Source organism: Streptococcus sanguinis (genome assembly GCF_019928825.1).
GTDB lineage: Bacteria > Bacillota > Bacilli > Lactobacillales > Streptococcaceae > Streptococcus > Streptococcus sanguinis_L.
In genome coordinates this window covers 260996-275182 of record NZ_JAHZOP010000004.1, presented here as the reverse complement: position 1 = coordinate 275182, position 14187 = coordinate 260996, and the positions used below count along the sequence as shown (strand labels likewise).

14 protein-coding genes are annotated in these 14187 nt (G+C 44.5%); 2 read left to right on the top strand and 12 right to left on the bottom strand.

From position 1 onward, the window contains the following. Positions 1-60: 60 nt before the first annotated feature. The 7 genes from leuD to udk all read right to left on the bottom strand — a co-directional run bounded on the left by leuD (position 61) and on the right by udk (position 6932). A complete protein-coding gene (leuD, locus tag K1J09_RS09435; protein ID WP_002895722.1) occupies positions 61-651 on the bottom strand; it encodes a 3-isopropylmalate dehydratase small subunit in 591 nt (196 codons plus the stop codon). Between the two features lie 9 nt (positions 652-660). Then, the gene (gene leuC / locus K1J09_RS09430; protein ID WP_125331004.1) at positions 661-2043 is read right to left on the bottom strand and encodes a 3-isopropylmalate dehydratase large subunit; all 1383 of its coding nucleotides are present in this window, start codon (positions 2041-2043) and stop codon (positions 661-663) included. A gap of 1 nt (position 2044) precedes the next feature. Beyond that, on the bottom strand, positions 2045-2311 hold the full coding sequence (locus tag K1J09_RS09425) for a DUF1294 domain-containing protein (RefSeq protein WP_101771275.1): 267 nt from the start codon (positions 2309-2311) through the stop codon (positions 2045-2047). Next, positions 2308-3345 carry a 3-isopropylmalate dehydrogenase gene (gene leuB / locus K1J09_RS09420; RefSeq protein WP_223323810.1) on the bottom strand — a complete coding sequence of 346 codons (1038 nt, stop codon included), beginning with the start codon at positions 3343-3345 and terminating at the stop codon, positions 2308-2310. Before leuB ends, K1J09_RS09425 begins: the two co-directional genes overlap by 4 nt. A 12-nt stretch (positions 3346-3357) precedes the next feature. Beyond that, positions 3358-4926 carry a 2-isopropylmalate synthase gene (locus K1J09_RS09415; RefSeq protein WP_223323811.1) on the bottom strand — a complete coding sequence of 523 codons (1569 nt, stop codon included), beginning with the start codon at positions 4924-4926 and terminating at the stop codon, positions 3358-3360. 536 nt (positions 4927-5462) lie between these two features. Next, the gene (locus K1J09_RS09410) at positions 5463-6131 is read right to left on the bottom strand and encodes a YoaK family protein (protein ID WP_223323812.1); all 669 of its coding nucleotides are present in this window, start codon (positions 6129-6131) and stop codon (positions 5463-5465) included. Between the two features lie 165 nt (positions 6132-6296). Then, on the bottom strand, positions 6297-6932 hold the full coding sequence (udk, locus tag K1J09_RS09405; RefSeq protein ID WP_032907433.1) for a uridine kinase: 636 nt from the start codon (positions 6930-6932) through the stop codon (positions 6297-6299). 79 nt (positions 6933-7011) lie between these two features. Between udk and K1J09_RS09400 the strand changes: the two genes are divergently transcribed. Then, positions 7012-8022, top strand: a complete 1011-nt coding sequence (locus K1J09_RS09400) for a Gfo/Idh/MocA family protein (RefSeq protein WP_223323813.1) — start codon at positions 7012-7014, stop codon at positions 8020-8022. Further along, positions 8012-9103, top strand: a complete 1092-nt coding sequence (locus K1J09_RS09395) for a DEAD/DEAH box helicase (protein ID WP_223323814.1) — start codon at positions 8012-8014, stop codon at positions 9101-9103. The genes K1J09_RS09400 and K1J09_RS09395 overlap by 11 nt, the downstream gene beginning before the upstream one ends. A 93-nt stretch (positions 9104-9196) precedes the next feature. On the opposite strand, the gene K1J09_RS09390 is transcribed toward K1J09_RS09395, so the two are convergent. The 5 genes from K1J09_RS09390 to K1J09_RS09370 form a co-directional block, all read right to left on the bottom strand. Beyond that, positions 9197-10594: a polysaccharide deacetylase family protein gene (locus K1J09_RS09390; protein ID WP_223323815.1), complete on the bottom strand. Its 1398-nt coding sequence runs from the start codon at positions 10592-10594 to the stop codon at positions 9197-9199. Positions 10595-10655: 61 nt separating this feature from the next. Next, the gene (gene gloA / locus K1J09_RS09385) at positions 10656-11042 is read right to left on the bottom strand and encodes a lactoylglutathione lyase (protein WP_002895748.1); all 387 of its coding nucleotides are present in this window, start codon (positions 11040-11042) and stop codon (positions 10656-10658) included. Positions 11043-11154: 112 nt separating this feature from the next. Next, positions 11155-12093, bottom strand: a complete 939-nt coding sequence (locus K1J09_RS09380) for a ketopantoate reductase family protein (protein ID WP_125332541.1) — start codon at positions 12091-12093, stop codon at positions 11155-11157. A gap of 15 nt (positions 12094-12108) precedes the next feature. Next, positions 12109-13500, bottom strand: a complete 1392-nt coding sequence (locus K1J09_RS09375) for a sensor histidine kinase (RefSeq protein ID WP_002915424.1) — start codon at positions 13498-13500, stop codon at positions 12109-12111. Next, entirely contained in the window at positions 13490-14164 is a 675-nt protein-coding gene (locus K1J09_RS09370) for a response regulator transcription factor (protein WP_002897753.1), read from the bottom strand. The genes K1J09_RS09375 and K1J09_RS09370 overlap by 11 nt, the downstream gene beginning before the upstream one ends. Between the last annotated feature and the right edge of the window lie 23 nt (positions 14165-14187).

The following is a 14187-nucleotide window of genomic DNA, read 5'->3' as shown; positions in this document are numbered from 1 at the left end:
CATATATTTTTATCGGAGACAAGGTTTTTTCAGAATTTTCTCAATATAGCAAAAATAAGGTTACTGCCAATAAGATGGACGATTTTTTTCATATTCTGCAATCAAATCCTCGTACTGCAGCGTAATGCCGATGTCATCTAGACCGTTGAGGAGCTTGTGCTTCCATTCACCATCAATGTCAAAGGAGAATTCTCCCACCGGAGAAAAAATCTTCTGCTGCTCCAAATCCACCGTCACTTCATCCGTTGGCTTCAGATTAGCCAATGCTTGCCGCACTTCAAGAGGCTGGACGATAGGCAGCATACCGTTATTAAGCTCGTTATTGTAGTGAATATCGCCAAAAGATCCAGCAATGACTACCTTGAAGCCATAGTCAGCCAAGGCCCAGGCAGCGTGCTCGCGAGAGGAACCCGCTCCGAAATTGTCCCCTGTAATCAGAATAGTCGCCTTGCGGTACTCCGGTCTATTAAAGACGAAATCCGGATCTTCGGTGTACTGGTTGTCCAGATAGCGCCATGCGTACATGAGGTACTTGCCAAAGCCTTTTTTATCAATCAACTTGAGAAACTGCTTGGGTAAAATTTGGTCCGTATCAATATTATCGTTCATGAGGGGAACCGTTGTCCCCGTGTAGATTGTAAATTTTTCCATAAAACTTCCTTACTGGACCTCCGGTAGCTGGCGGACGTCTACGAAGTGCCCGGCAATAGCTGCCGCTGCAGCCATGGCTGGACTGCAAAGATGAGTCTTAGCGCCAAATCCCTGACGATCCTCAAAGTTCCGATTACTAGTAGAGGCACAGTGGACTCCGTCTGGCACCTTGTCTGGATTCATCCCCAGGCACATGGAGCAACCCGGATCACGCCACTCAAAGCCTGCATCCATGAAAATTTTATCCAGTCCCATCTTTTCAGCAGCCCGCTTGACCGGACGAGAGCCTGGTACAACGATAGCTGTCAGATTGGGAGCAATGTGCTTACCAGCGACAAACTTAGCTGCCAGCTGCAAATCGCTGAGTCTGGCATTGGTACAGGAGCCGATAAAGATATAACCTAGGTCAATATCTTCTGCTTTCTTACCCGGGGAGAGGTCCATGTAATTGTAGGCCCGCTCATCGTTCATATCACGGATTTCAGGGAAAGCCGAGCCGAACTCTACTCCCATAGAAGGATTGGTTCCCCAAGTGACCATAGGTGCCAGCTCAGAGACATCAATCTCAATGACCTTATCATAGACAGCATCAGGATCACTGACCAGAGTCTTCCAATCAGCTACCGCCGCCTCAAAGTCCTTGGGAGCACCCGGCCGTCCTTGAACGTAATCATAGGTCTTCTGGTCGGGATTCATAATGCCCATCTTAGAGCCAAACTCTATGGACATATTGCAGATGGTCATGCGCTCTTCCATAGTAAGATGGTCAATCGCATCACCAGCATACTCGACCACATGACCGACACCTGCAGCCACACCATATCGGGCAATCAAAGCGAGGATAAAGTCCTTGGAATAGACACCTTTAGGCGGCACTCCAGTAAATTTTACCAGCATTTTCTTAGGCTTGACCTGCCAAATGGTCTGCGTGGCAAAGACGTGCTCCACCTCTGAAGTACCGATTCCAAAAGCAATAGCTCCAAAAGCTCCGTGAGTGGCCGTGTGACTGTCACCGCAGACGATAAATTTGCCCGGCTGAGTCTTGCCTGTTTCCGGTCCAACCATATGGACGATCCCCTGCAACTCCGATCCATGAGCCGCATGCTCGATGCCAAAATCTTTGACATTCTCAGAAAGTTTATCAATCTGTGCCTTGGAAATCACATCCCGAATATCATAGATATTGACCGTAGGAACATTATGGTCAAAGGTTCCAAAGGTCAAATCCGGCCGTCTAACTTTGCGCCCTGCATCTCGAAGACCTTGAAAAGCCTGAGGGCTGGTTACTTCATGAATATAATGTTGATCCACATACATAAGCTGGGGCTGGCCTTCTTCACCAGTTATCAGATGCCTTTCCCACAGCTTATCAAAAATCGATTTTCCAGCCATACTAGCTTCTCCATATGTAATATAAAATTCCGATTTCAACTATTATTCCGCAAATCCAAGCCAGCCAGAAATACCATTTTCTGGTCTTGTGATGAAAGAGGCGACCGCCTAATAAAGCGCCCAAACCTGCGGCTGCCAATGCTGACAGCAGCAAAGTCTTCTCTGGAATGCGGTAGTGATTTTTCTTAGCCTTTCGCTTATCCCAGCCATAAAGTAGGAAAACGACAAGGTTCCATAGCAGGCAAATACCCGTTAATATCCATTTCATAAGTTATTAATAATAGCCTCCGTCATTTGAGCTGTCCCTGCCTGACCACCCAAATCTCGGGTTAAGATACCCTGAGCCAAAGTCTTCTCCACTGCTGCTTCAATCGCTTCTGCAGCTTCAAGCTCTGCAAAACTATCCCGCAGCATCATGGCCACAGAAAGTATCATACTGATAGGATTGGCAATGCCTTGCCCTGCAATATCTGGAGCAGAACCATGGATAGGCTCATAAAGACTTGGTCCAGCTGCCGAATGACTGGCCGATGGCATAACTCCCAGCGTCCCTGACAGAACACTGGACTCGTCTGATAGAATATCCCCGAAGAGATTTTCTGTTACTACAACATCAAATTTAGCAGGATTGGTAATCATGAGCATCGCAGCGCTGTCCACCAGCTGGTGCTCCAAGGTCACATCTGGATAATCCTTGGACACTTCATCTGCCACTCTGCGCCAGAGTTTGGATGTCGCTAGTACATTTTGCTTGTCAATACTGGTCACGCGCTTTCTGCGACCACGCGCAATATCAAAGGCTTTACGGACAATTCGCTCCACCTCTTCATAGCTGTAGTCATTGATATCCCGCGCGGTTTTGTCCTCCAAAATATGCTCGCCAAAGTAAATCCCACCAGTCAACTCGCGCACGACCACGAAATCCACGCCAGCAATTCGTTCTGCCTTTAAAGGCGACAAATGCTTTAGAGCATCAAAAATCTTAACCGGACGAAGATTGGCATAGAGTTCAAGCTCCTTGCGCAGAGCCAGCAAGCCTTGCTCCGGCCGAACTGGAGCATTATCATACTGGGGACTGCCGATAGCTGCTAGGAGAATTGCATCTGCTTCCTTGGCTGCTTCTAGAGTAGACTGAGGGAGAGGATGACCTTCCGCATCAATACCAGCACCTCCAAAAGCCTTCTCCGTGATATGATAAGTAAAACCGAACTTGTCCGCAACAGCAGCCAGCACTTGGAGACCAGCCTCCATGATTTCTGGGCCGATACCATCACCCGTCAGAGCTACAATTTCTTTTGTCATAGTCGCTTCCTTCTAATTATTTGCAGGCAGATCGCGGTAAGACACCTGATGGCCGATTTCACCTGCATTTTCCTTTTGCACAAAGGTGTTGGCATGGATATAGGCAATGGCGCTGGCCTTAAGAACATCAAAGTCAATACCAGAGGAGTTGAAAATCGTATCTGTATCCGTATTTCCAACAGCTACCAAGACGCGAGCCTGAGAGTCAATACCATCCGTCACCGCCTCGATGTTATAAGACAAAAGCTGGACAGACTGGTTAAAGAATTGATCGATGGCATTAAAGATGGCTTCAACGCTTCCTTTGCCTTCTGCCACACAGTTAATTGTCTCACCATCGCCATTAACCAGCTGCACATCCGCTGTGATGGTATGGTCGTCATTGGTCGTCAACTGCAGATCATCAAAGTGGAAGCCTTCAGGATTTTCGACGGTCGTTCCGGCAATCAGAGCCCGAATATCAGCGTCTGTGACTTCATTTTTCTTATCAGCCAAAAGCTTAAACTTAGCAAAGAGATCATTGATTTCAGATTCTGCAAAGTCCAGAGCCAATTCTTTGAGTTTTTCGACAAAGGCATGGCGGCCAGACAGCTTGCCAAGCGGCAGCGAATTGCTCTTAACTCCAACCAGCTCAGGTGTAATGATTTCATAGGTCAGTGGATTCTTAAGAACGCCATCCTGATGGATACCGGACTCATGAGAGAAGGCATTGCCACCAACGACCGCCTTGTTCTTAGGCACTGGAATACCTGAGAAGCGGGACACCAGCTCAGAAGTGTTGATGGTTTCATTAAGGACGATATCCGACTCAACTTGGTAATAGTCCTGACGAATCTCTAAGGCAACTGCTACTTCTTCCAATGCTACATTTCCAGCCCGCTCACCGATTCCATTGATAGTTCCCTGAACACGACCAGCACCGTGCTTGATAGCCGTCAAAGTATTGGCCGTTGCCATGCCAAGGTCATCATGGCAATGAACACCAAATACCACCTTATGATCAGAAGTCACATTTGCCACTAGGTAGTCGAAAATATTTGCAAACTCTTCTGGCGTGGTAAAGCCGACTGTATCTGGAATATTGATATAAGTCGCACCTGCATCCACTGCTGTTTGTACCACCTGAAAAAGGAAATCCAGCTCTGTTCGTGTCGCATCCTCTGGTGAAAACTCGACTATATCGAACTTGGAGCGCGCGTAGGAGACATGCTCTTTCACAGCTTCTAAAATCTCTTCCTTGGACTTTTTCAGCTTGAACTCTCTGTGAATAGGACTGGTCGCAATGAAGACATGAATCTGTGGATCCTTGGCATCCTTGAGCGCTTCATAGCAGGCATCAATATCGGACTTGACCGAACGCGCCAGCCCAGTAACAGAGGCTTTTGTGATGACTTTAGCAATCTCCTGCACCGCCGCAAAAGAATCTGGACTCGCAGCAGGAAAACCGGCTTCAATGACTGAAATCCCCCACTTCTCTAACTGCTTGGCAATAGCCACCTTTTCCTTGATAGAGAAATTCACTCCTGGTGTCTGCTCACCATCCCGGAGGCTGGTATCAAAAAATTCAACTTTGCGTGTCATAGACAACTCCTTTTCTAAATACATAGACCATTTAGGAAAAACTCTTCCCCAACTTCTAGGTCGTGTTCAATGACTGAGACGGTATGAGACAAATTGATTTCAGAAAAATCAAGATGTAGCCGCACTCCCGTCGCTTCTTTAGAAACCATTTCTTCCTCATCAGAATTTGAGGTAAGATTGGTGAAATAAAAAACATCTCACTTGAGGAACAAGCGAGATGTTGATTTACTCCCGCTTGGTAAGCCAAACAGGACTAATGCTTTTGCACTAGCCCGAGTAACGCAACAACAAAGCAAAGTTTGAAGATTGGGTTGACTTCATGTTTGACTAACTCCTTTTTGAGATGGTTTCTTATTGTTTAGTATTTTAGCACAGTATCATAGGCCTGTCAAGAAAAAGTCGATATTTTCTGAAAATTTTTAATATGCTGGATTATTTTTAGAGGTGATTAGCAAAAAGAAGAGAAAAAGAAGCAAGGTAGCTCCTGCTTCTTCTATTTTTTTCAGGAATCACAACATAATCTAATTCCACATTATTCATCTCCTCGCATACTGAACACCTCGGAAAAGGAGAAAGGCTGTTAGAATCAGGGAAACAAGCCAGATGGTCTTCAGGAGGTAAAATTGAATCAGATAGGTAGAGATGATGGCTCCCACTACAAAGCTTGCCAATAGGGCTACAAAGAAAAGGCCTTCTTTCAAATCTTTCGCTTTCTTGTTTCGAGCATAGTTGCCAAAAGCTACCATGGTTTTCTTGATATTCCCCGTCATAAAAGAATTGTTATAGACAATGCCATCCACCTCGCCAAAAGCCGTCGCAACCAGGCCCATGCAGAAAGCCAGTGGTGGCACAATATAGAGATAGGGCACATTTGCTGGTAAAAATCCAGCGACAGCTGTCGTCAATATCAAAGGAAAAACACTGGACAGCCTGCGCCAAGAATGCTCAAAGTGATGCTGAAAAACGGTCATCAGAAAAATACCCAGCATAAAGGCTAGCATAGTTGCCAATTTTACTTCAATTCCTCTTGTCTCTTGATTGATAAGCTCAACCGAAAGGAAAACGACATTTCCCGTCTGCCCTGCCACCAAGGTGCCTCCCCTCTCAATGAAGGTATAGGCATCGATAAATCCTGCACAAAAGGTCAAGAGGCAGGCAAAAAATTTTGAACGAGAGTGAAACTCTCTTTTTACAAATTGTTTCATAAACCACCTACAAAATAAGGGAGTGACCAGACTCCGAAATCCCTAGATTTCAGTCCGTCCACTTCCCCTTGCTATATTACATTTAAAAAATCTTGCAGCTACTGCTTTTTACCAGATTTACAGCTATTTATTTCCTCAAACGACTAATCTAGAAAGCTGCTTTTCCTAGCCTTCTCTGGCTTCCTTAAGGATTTTTTCAATCTTGGTCGTAATCAGGTCAATAGCCACCTTGTTAGAAGCGCCCTCTGGGATGATGACATCCGCATAGCGCTTGGTCGGCTCAATGAACTGATGATACATAGGCTTAACGACACCCAAATACTGCTCAATAACACTATCCAAACTGCGTCCACGCTCTTCCATGTCTCGCTTAATTCGACGGATAATCCGAACATCATCATCTGTGTCTACAAAAATCTTAATGTCCATCAAATCCCGCAGGCGCTGGTCCTCTAAGACCAAAATCCCCTCAACGATAAAGACATCCTGAGGATCCTGACGATAGGTCTTTTTGCTGCGGGTATGCTCCGTATAGTCGTAAGTGGGAATATCCACTGGTCGACCAGCCAAGAGCTCCTTGATTTGCTCAATCATCAGGTCGGTATCAAAGGCAAAAGGATGGTCATAGTTGGTCTTCACCCGCTCCTCAAAAGTCAGATGCGTCTGATCCTTATAGTAGGAGTCATGCTCAATCATGGCAATATTTTCATTTGGAAAATTAGCCAAAATCGCTCGAGAAACACTGGTTTTTCCGCCTCCGGAACCACCAGTTACACCAATAATAATAGGTCTATTTTGCATTATAAGCTCCATCTCTTGTTATCTTATCTATTTTACCGCAATTCATGTTATAATGAAAGAGCTAAAATAAAAAAAGTACATGCTTAAAAATAGAAAAAAGGAGGTTTTTATGCTCAAACTTGGAATCATCGGAACAGGATCTATTTCTCATGAGTTCATCAAGGCCGCTCACGCAACAGGAGACTATCAGCTTGCAGCTGTCTACTCCCGGACTCTGGCTTCTGCTGAACGCTTTGTGCAAAACTATGAAAATACGGCCATTTTTACTGAAATGCTGGACTTTCTGTCGTCTGATATCGATGTCGTTTATATCGCCAGTCCCAACAGCCTGCATTTCAATCATGCCAAGGTAGCCATTCTGGCTCGTAAACATGTCATTGTCGAAAAGCCGGCTGTCTCCCGTCCTAAAGAATGGCGGGAATTGGTCAAGCTGGCTGACGAGCATCAAGTCTATCTCTTTGAAGCTGCCCGCAACTATCATGAGCAGGCCTTTGATACGATTAGTGATTTCCTCAAGGACAAGACTGTCTTAGGAGCCAACTTCACCTATGCCAAGTATTCTTCAAAAATGCAGGCTCTGCTTGCGGGAGAGCAGCCTAACGTTTTCTCAGCTAAATTTTCTGGCGGCGCTTTGATGGATCTGGGTGTCTATCCAGTCTATGCGGCTATCAGACTTTTCGGCCATCCGCGCTTCTCTCGCTACAGCGCCCAGCAGCTAGCCAATACGATTGATTTAAATGGAGCCGGCTGTCTCATCTATCCAGATTTTCAAGTTCAGATTCAGGCCGGTAAAAATATAAACAGCAATCTGCCTGCGGAAATTTACACGGATCAAGGAACTCTGACTTTAGACGGAATTGAATTTATCAGCTCTGCTATTTTCCAAACTCTGGACGGTCAAGAGGAGGTGCTGCCTATCCAGCGTGCTTCCCACACCATGCTGGAAGAAGCTCAAGCTTTCGCGCGAGTGCTCAAGGGCGGACAGGATGCGGATTATGAGAAATGGTTGAATGCGGCTACGGCTGTTCACGAAAGCTTATTTGCCATGCGCAAGGACGCTGGCATTAGATTTGAGGTTGATGATGATTAAGGAACAATTTCCCCCAAGCTGGCAAAATCAGCTGGCTCAGCTAGGCTTTGAAGATTTGACGGCTATTCAGGAGAAGATGTTTGAGCCTATTTCTGCAGGCGATACCGTGCTGGGAATCAGTCCGACTGGTACTGGTAAAACTCTGGCCTATCTCTTTCCCAGCCTGCTTAGACTGACACCTAAAAAAGCCCAACAACTCTTGATTTTAGCTCCTAATACTGAGTTGGCTGGACAAATCTTTGAGGTCTGCAAGACTTGGGCGGAGCCTTTAGGGCTGACAGCCCAGCTCCTGCTCCCCGGCTCCAGCCAGAAGCGACAGATTGAGCGCCTTAAGAAAGGTCCAGAAATTATCATCGGAACGCCTGGGCGGATTTTCGAGTTGGCCAAGCTCAAGAAAATCAAGATGATGAATGTCGAAACTATCATTTTGGACGAATTTGACCAGCTGCTCAGCGATTCTCAGTATCACTTTGTAGATAAAATCACCCACTATGCGCCTCGTGACCACCAGCTGGTATATATGAGCGCTACCGCTAAGTTCGACCACGATAAGATTGCTGAAAATACTCTAGAAATCAGCATTGACGACCAAGTTTTAGACAACATCCAGCATTTTTACATGCAAGTCGAAAAACGTGATAAGGTGGACTTGCTCCGCAAATTATCCAATGTTGAAGATTTCCGTGGACTGGTCTTCTTCAACGCTCTGTCAGACCTGGGCAGTGCCGAAGAAAAACTCCAGTATCGTGAAGCCAACGCCGTTTCTCTGGCCAGCGATGTCAACGTTAAGTTCCGCAAGGTGATTTTGGATAAGTTCAAAGAACACCAGATTACTCTCTTGCTAGCCACTGACTTGGTTGCTCGCGGTATTGATATTGACTCCCTAGAATGCGTCGTCAATTATGAGCTTCCGCGCGATTTAGAAACCTATACCCACCGCTCTGGACGAACCGGCCGCATGGGCAAGGAAGGCTATGTGATTACCTTCATAAGCCATCCAGAAGAGCTGAAAACATTGAAAAAATACGCCACCGTCCGAGAAATTGTATTAAAAAATCAAGAACTTTATGTAACGAGTTAAGCTAAAAAAGCTTTGGAAATCTAATGTTTCCAAAGCTTTTTGCTTTTACTGATTACCAACAATGACTTCAAAAATCTAACCCCAAGAATCATCTTAGTCTCTGCCGTAATAAATACGATGGGGCTCAAGCTGACCTTCCAGCAGCTCATCAACCGTTACCAAAGTATATCCGTTACTCTTCAGATACTCGAGGACACTTGGCAGAGCGTCAATACTGGTCTGGTGAATATCATGCATGAGGATAATCGAACCTGGCTGAGTTTTAGCAATCTCTTGCATAATAGCTTTAGTATTGCGTGTCTTCCAGTCTAGGCTGTCCACATTCCACATGATAAAGGACTGGTCAACCGAATTTTGGATTGTAGCATTAATAGCTCCATAAGGAGGCCGCGTAATCGTTGGCTTGATGCCTATGACATTGTTAATAGCGGTCTGTGTATCAAGGATTTCTTTTTGGGCCGACTCCAGAGGGAGTTTGGTTAAGACTGGATGGTCCCATGTATGAATCCCAATCTGATGACCTTCATTGTGCACGCGCTTGACGATCGCTTCATTACCAGCAATGTTTTGACCAACCATAAAGAAGGTCGCCTTGGCACCATATTTCTTGAGGATATCCAGAGCCTGCGGTGTTGTCTTAGAATCTGGACCGTCATCAAAGGTCAGAGCAACCATCTTCACATGCTTCTTAGCTTCAAAACTCTGATAAGCTGCCAAGTCATCTCCAGTCAGATAGTCCGCATTGATCTGGTCATAAAAGCTAGACAAAGGAACATCAATGCTGGTTAAGCCTTGCACTTCCTTACTCAGCTTAATAGAAAAATGGCTGTACTCATAACGGAAGGACCACTGACTCAACTCCGTTCCATTAAGGTTATTGAGAATTTCCGTCTGCACCGCCTCATCGGCCTGCCTAAAGGTCAGCTGGCTGGATATTTCGTTGATGAAGATTTCCTTAGCTGCATCGGGATCCTGAAAGACCTTATCCAGAGTGAAACGGCTGCCGTCTGCACCGAGATAGCTGTCAGCAACTTCCCGCTCTTCTCCTTTACTGATTTTCATCTCTTTGACATGATAGTCCTTGCGATGCACCAGTACTTCTTTGACATCCTTCAGGCTCGTTTCTTTTTCCTCAGCATAGTAGAAGGTCAATTCCTCAATCTTATCGCCCTTCTTCTGATTATCCTTAATCGTCTGGCTATCTGCGTCCATCTGCTCCTTGACGCTTGCCATAACCTGACCATCTAGCAGAGGATAAAAGGCCTCTACATAGTGGCTGCCAATCATCTTGCTCTGCCTTTCAGTATTTTCAGCATGGAAGGTCTCTTCTTGGATAATCAGCACACTAACCTTCTCTTGCAGTTCCTTTTCTTGGAAAATAGCGTAAATCTTTACAGCACCCAGAAATAGAGCAGCAACAAAAGCTAAACCGAGCAAGCTGAGAACAATGAGTGTTTTCTTACCGTGTTTCTTGTTATTTTGTCTTTTCATACACCTGTCCTAAATGAATAAAAATCATCATTTATCTTGCAAAGTTCACTGCAGCTAGATGTTAGAGACTCTTCTCACGAATGACTTCCACCTTGTAGCCATCAGGGTCTTTTACAAAATAATAATTAGGCGGGTTGCCAGGAAGACCCTTTGGATCTGTCACTTCATAGCCTTTGGCCTTGTGCTCAGCGTGCAGACCTTCCAAGTCTGGCGTGCTAAGTGCCACATGGGCAAAACCGTCCCCAATCACATAAGGACCATGGTCATAGTTATAGGTCAGCTCCAGCTCATAATCATCGCCTTCCAAACCTAGATAAACGATAGTAAACTGATAATCTGGAAAATCCTTGCGACGAAGCTCCTTAAAACCAAAAGCCTCTGCATAAAAAGCGATAGACGCTTCCAAATTCTCCACACGCAAACAAGTATGTAACATTTTTGATGCCATAATTTCACCTCATTCTTTCTTGTTTATTATTATACCCTATTTTGGGCAAAACTTATATTAAATTTTTAAAAAAGTAAATGGAAGTCAGGAAAAAGCAAGCCATTAAGGCCTGCTAAGAATTGTTTTTCAAAAAATGTTCAATGAAGTCGCCATACGAATTCCATTGAGGCATGGGAATGCTTTCTTTCTCAGCACTTCTTTTGATTTCAAAATATTGATCAACCCACTCGGCATAGCCTGAATGCATGTGATTTGTGACCATTTCGGCAACCAAAGGCTGACTCAACATGAACTTCATTACTGGGACCAAGAGAAATAGGGGCAGGGATAGATATTTAGTAGGTTTATAACGATGTTTAGGAATGCCATATCGCTGACAGAGTTCTAAACCTTCTCGCCAAGCGCAAATCATCTTTCGAATTGCTTTTTTATCTTTCAAGAGTGCATCAAAAGTCCCCGTTTCTGCAACTGCACCTGCCATTACCGCCTCCTGAAGGCAGTGAACCTTCATCCAAGAAGCCAAGTCAGGCATAGCATCAATGTCTATCCCACTAGCTGTGAAGATAGGAGACAACTCTGATGTGTAAGAATCATCATCAAGTAACGTAGCTTCTTTGAAAATGATAGCTTGGATCCGACCATCACTCTTTCGCCCTCCTCCAACAGAAGAAGGAAAAGCTAACGACACCTGCTTTCTGTCCAAATAAGAAGGAATCTTGGAGTTGATATTCCAGTTATTCTGTAAGATAAGTATATGAGATTTTTCCTTTATAGCCGCCAAATGATTCAATGCCTGCTCTAGTTGCAAACTATTTACCGTTAAGAGAATCAGGTCATAGTCTTGAGCAATGCTCGTCACCAACGGCGGCTGGAAATGATGTTCTTTATAGACCTGATCATCTTTCCTTAAATCTTTAATAGAAAGTGTGAAGCCTTGCTCTAAAGTCGACAGCTTATGCTCTCTAACTAAGACAGTAACTTGATGTTGATTAGACAGTAACCAAGCGTATGTCAAACCGATCGTGCCAGCACCATAAACCAAAATGTTCATATTAGGCCTCTCCCGCTATTTTACAGAACGCTTTTTCGTTTCTTTCAATAGCAGTTTAACTTCAAAGACCGTACCTTTTGGTTTGTTGTCCTTGACATAAATGGTGCCCTTGAAAGCATCGACAATCTGCTTGGCCAGAGAAAGTCCCAGACCAAAGCCACCTTTCTGACGGGTCCGAGCCTTATCCACCCGATAAAAGCGATCAAAAATCTTCTTCTTATCTTCGTTGCTGATACCAGGTCCATTATCTGCTACCCGAAAGATGAGGTAACGATCGGTTGAAGCAGCCATAACACTGATTTCGCCGTCATCATCTGTGTACTTGATAGCATTGTCAAATAGGATAGTCATCAGCTGCTTGAGGAAAATTTGATCTGTCACAATGGGGTTCTTGATCATATTTTCTGAATGAAAAGCTTTTTTATTTTCCCTTGCGATAATGCAGTAATTAGCAAAGGTCGTATCAAAGAACTCCGGTTCTACCTCACCATATTGGGGCTTAATACCATCATCGCGACGAGCCAGATTTAGCAAATTGGTCGTCAGCAAGCGCATATTGCGCACTTCATCCAAGCTAGAAGCGATATTTTCACTGCTCTGCATAATTGTAGCTTCAGGCTTACGAAAGAGCGTCTCTAAGCGGCTCTGCAAAACAGCCAATGGTGTCCGCAGCTCGTGACTGGCATTTTCCACGAAAGCCTTCTGCTTCTGGATACTTTCCAGCAAGGGCTTGACACTCATCCGAGCCAGATAAATACTGGCAATCAAGGAAATCCCCCAAAAGCTGACCATAACCATGGCAATCAGTTGCTCATGCTTACCGCTAGTCTGCTCCAGCTGACTGATGCTAGTCATGACCACAGCATACTTGATATCTGGATATTCATTATTAGGGTCAATATCAAAGAGATAAGCCCGGTAGCTTTCTGTCTGGCCAAAGCTATTGCCAATCACAATTTCCTTAATCTGATTCAGATAGGACTTGTTAAAGTCCAAAGAATTAAAGTCCAGAAAGCCATCGCTCTTGCTGGTGGAAATATTTTTATAATTATCATCCAAAAGCAGGGCGAAAGTATTAGAACTGAAATTTGGCGTCGTCAGATTGTCAGGCTTAGGCTCTTCGTTTGGATCGCCATCTGGTTCTTTACTGCTTTTAGGACTTTTAGTGTTGACCTTATTGCTCGGATCAGACTGCTGACCTGTCGTCCGATAGGCCAAATCTGCTACCGAACTAGGATCATTACTCAGGTTTTTAAGATTTTCATCAACAGACGTATAAAGGCTGGAGCGCATAACCTGAATAATAATCAAGGTCATGGCTGAGAAGATTAATGTAAACAGCCCAAAATAGCGAATGAAATAAGAGAAATCATCCGCATAAAAGGTCTTCTTGATTTTATTCAGCATCTTTTAAAATGTAGCCGACACTACGAAGAGTATGTAGGTTTTTCGCAAATGCCGTTCCTTTCAGTTTTTTACGAATCTTGGAAACGTACACTTCAACAACGGAAACAGTGGTATCACTGTCAAAGCCCCACAGACGGTCAAAAATTTGAGTCTTAGGCAAGATTACATTTTGATTTTGCAGGAAATAAACCAAGAGGTCGAACTCTTTACCAAGCAACTCTACGTCTTTACCAGCCTTCGTGGTTGAATTTGTAGATAAATTGACAGTCACATCACCATAAGAAAGAGTATTCTCGTTGAATTTACCAGCACGTTTCAAGAGCGCTTGGATCCGCATTTTCAGTTCTTCCAAATAGAAAGGTTTGGTCAGATAGTCATCAGCGCCGAGCTCAAAGCCATGTCCTTTGTCATCCAAGCTTTCCTTAGCTGTCATGATGAGAACAGGGGTTGTGACTCCTTTTGCCCGAAGATCTTTCAGCACTTGAAAACCATCCTTTTCAGGAAGCATGAGATCCAGCAAGATAAGGTCATAAACACCGCTCTCTGCTTCATATAGACCTTCTTCACCATCAAAAACCTGCATTACATCTGCAAAATCATCCAAAAAATCAAAAACTGAGTTTGACAGTCCAAGGTCATCTTCTACCAATAGAATTTTAATCATCTTTCTTTCCTCCAATAAAACTT

Bases quoted from the DNA above. Each gene is read 5' to 3' on its own strand.
- K1J09_RS09395 (WP_223323814.1), top strand. From the start codon at position 8,012: ATGATGATTAAGGAACAATTTCCCCCAAGCTGGCAAAATCAGCTGGCT.
- K1J09_RS09415 (WP_223323811.1), bottom strand. From the start codon at position 4,926: ATGACACGCAAAGTTGAATTTTTTGATACCAGCCTCCGGGATGGTGAG.
- gloA (WP_002895748.1), bottom strand. From the start codon at position 11,042: ATGGCATCAAAAATGTTACATACTTGTTTGCGTGTGGAGAATTTGGAA.
- K1J09_RS09375 (WP_002915424.1), bottom strand. From the start codon at position 13,500: ATGCTGAATAAAATCAAGAAGACCTTTTATGCGGATGATTTCTCTTAT.
- leuC (WP_125331004.1), bottom strand. From the start codon at position 2,043: ATGGCTGGAAAATCGATTTTTGATAAGCTGTGGGAAAGGCATCTGATA.
- K1J09_RS09410 (WP_223323812.1), bottom strand. From the start codon at position 6,131: ATGAAACAATTTGTAAAAAGAGAGTTTCACTCTCGTTCAAAATTTTTT.
- K1J09_RS09425 (WP_101771275.1), bottom strand. From the start codon at position 2,311: ATGAAATGGATATTAACGGGTATTTGCCTGCTATGGAACCTTGTCGTT.
- K1J09_RS09390 (WP_223323815.1), bottom strand. From the start codon at position 10,594: ATGAAAAGACAAAATAACAAGAAACACGGTAAGAAAACACTCATTGTT.
- K1J09_RS09400 (WP_223323813.1), top strand. From the start codon at position 7,012: ATGCTTAAAAATAGAAAAAAGGAGGTTTTTATGCTCAAACTTGGAATC.
- leuD (WP_002895722.1), bottom strand. From the start codon at position 651: ATGGAAAAATTTACAATCTACACGGGGACAACGGTTCCCCTCATGAAC.
- K1J09_RS09370 (WP_002897753.1), bottom strand. From the start codon at position 14,164: ATGATTAAAATTCTATTGGTAGAAGATGACCTTGGACTGTCAAACTCA.
- leuB (WP_223323810.1), bottom strand. From the start codon at position 3,345: ATGACAAAAGAAATTGTAGCTCTGACGGGTGATGGTATCGGCCCAGAA.
- udk (WP_032907433.1), bottom strand. From the start codon at position 6,932: ATGCAAAATAGACCTATTATTATTGGTGTAACTGGTGGTTCCGGAGGC.
- K1J09_RS09380 (WP_125332541.1), bottom strand. From the start codon at position 12,093: ATGAACATTTTGGTTTATGGTGCTGGCACGATCGGTTTGACATACGCT.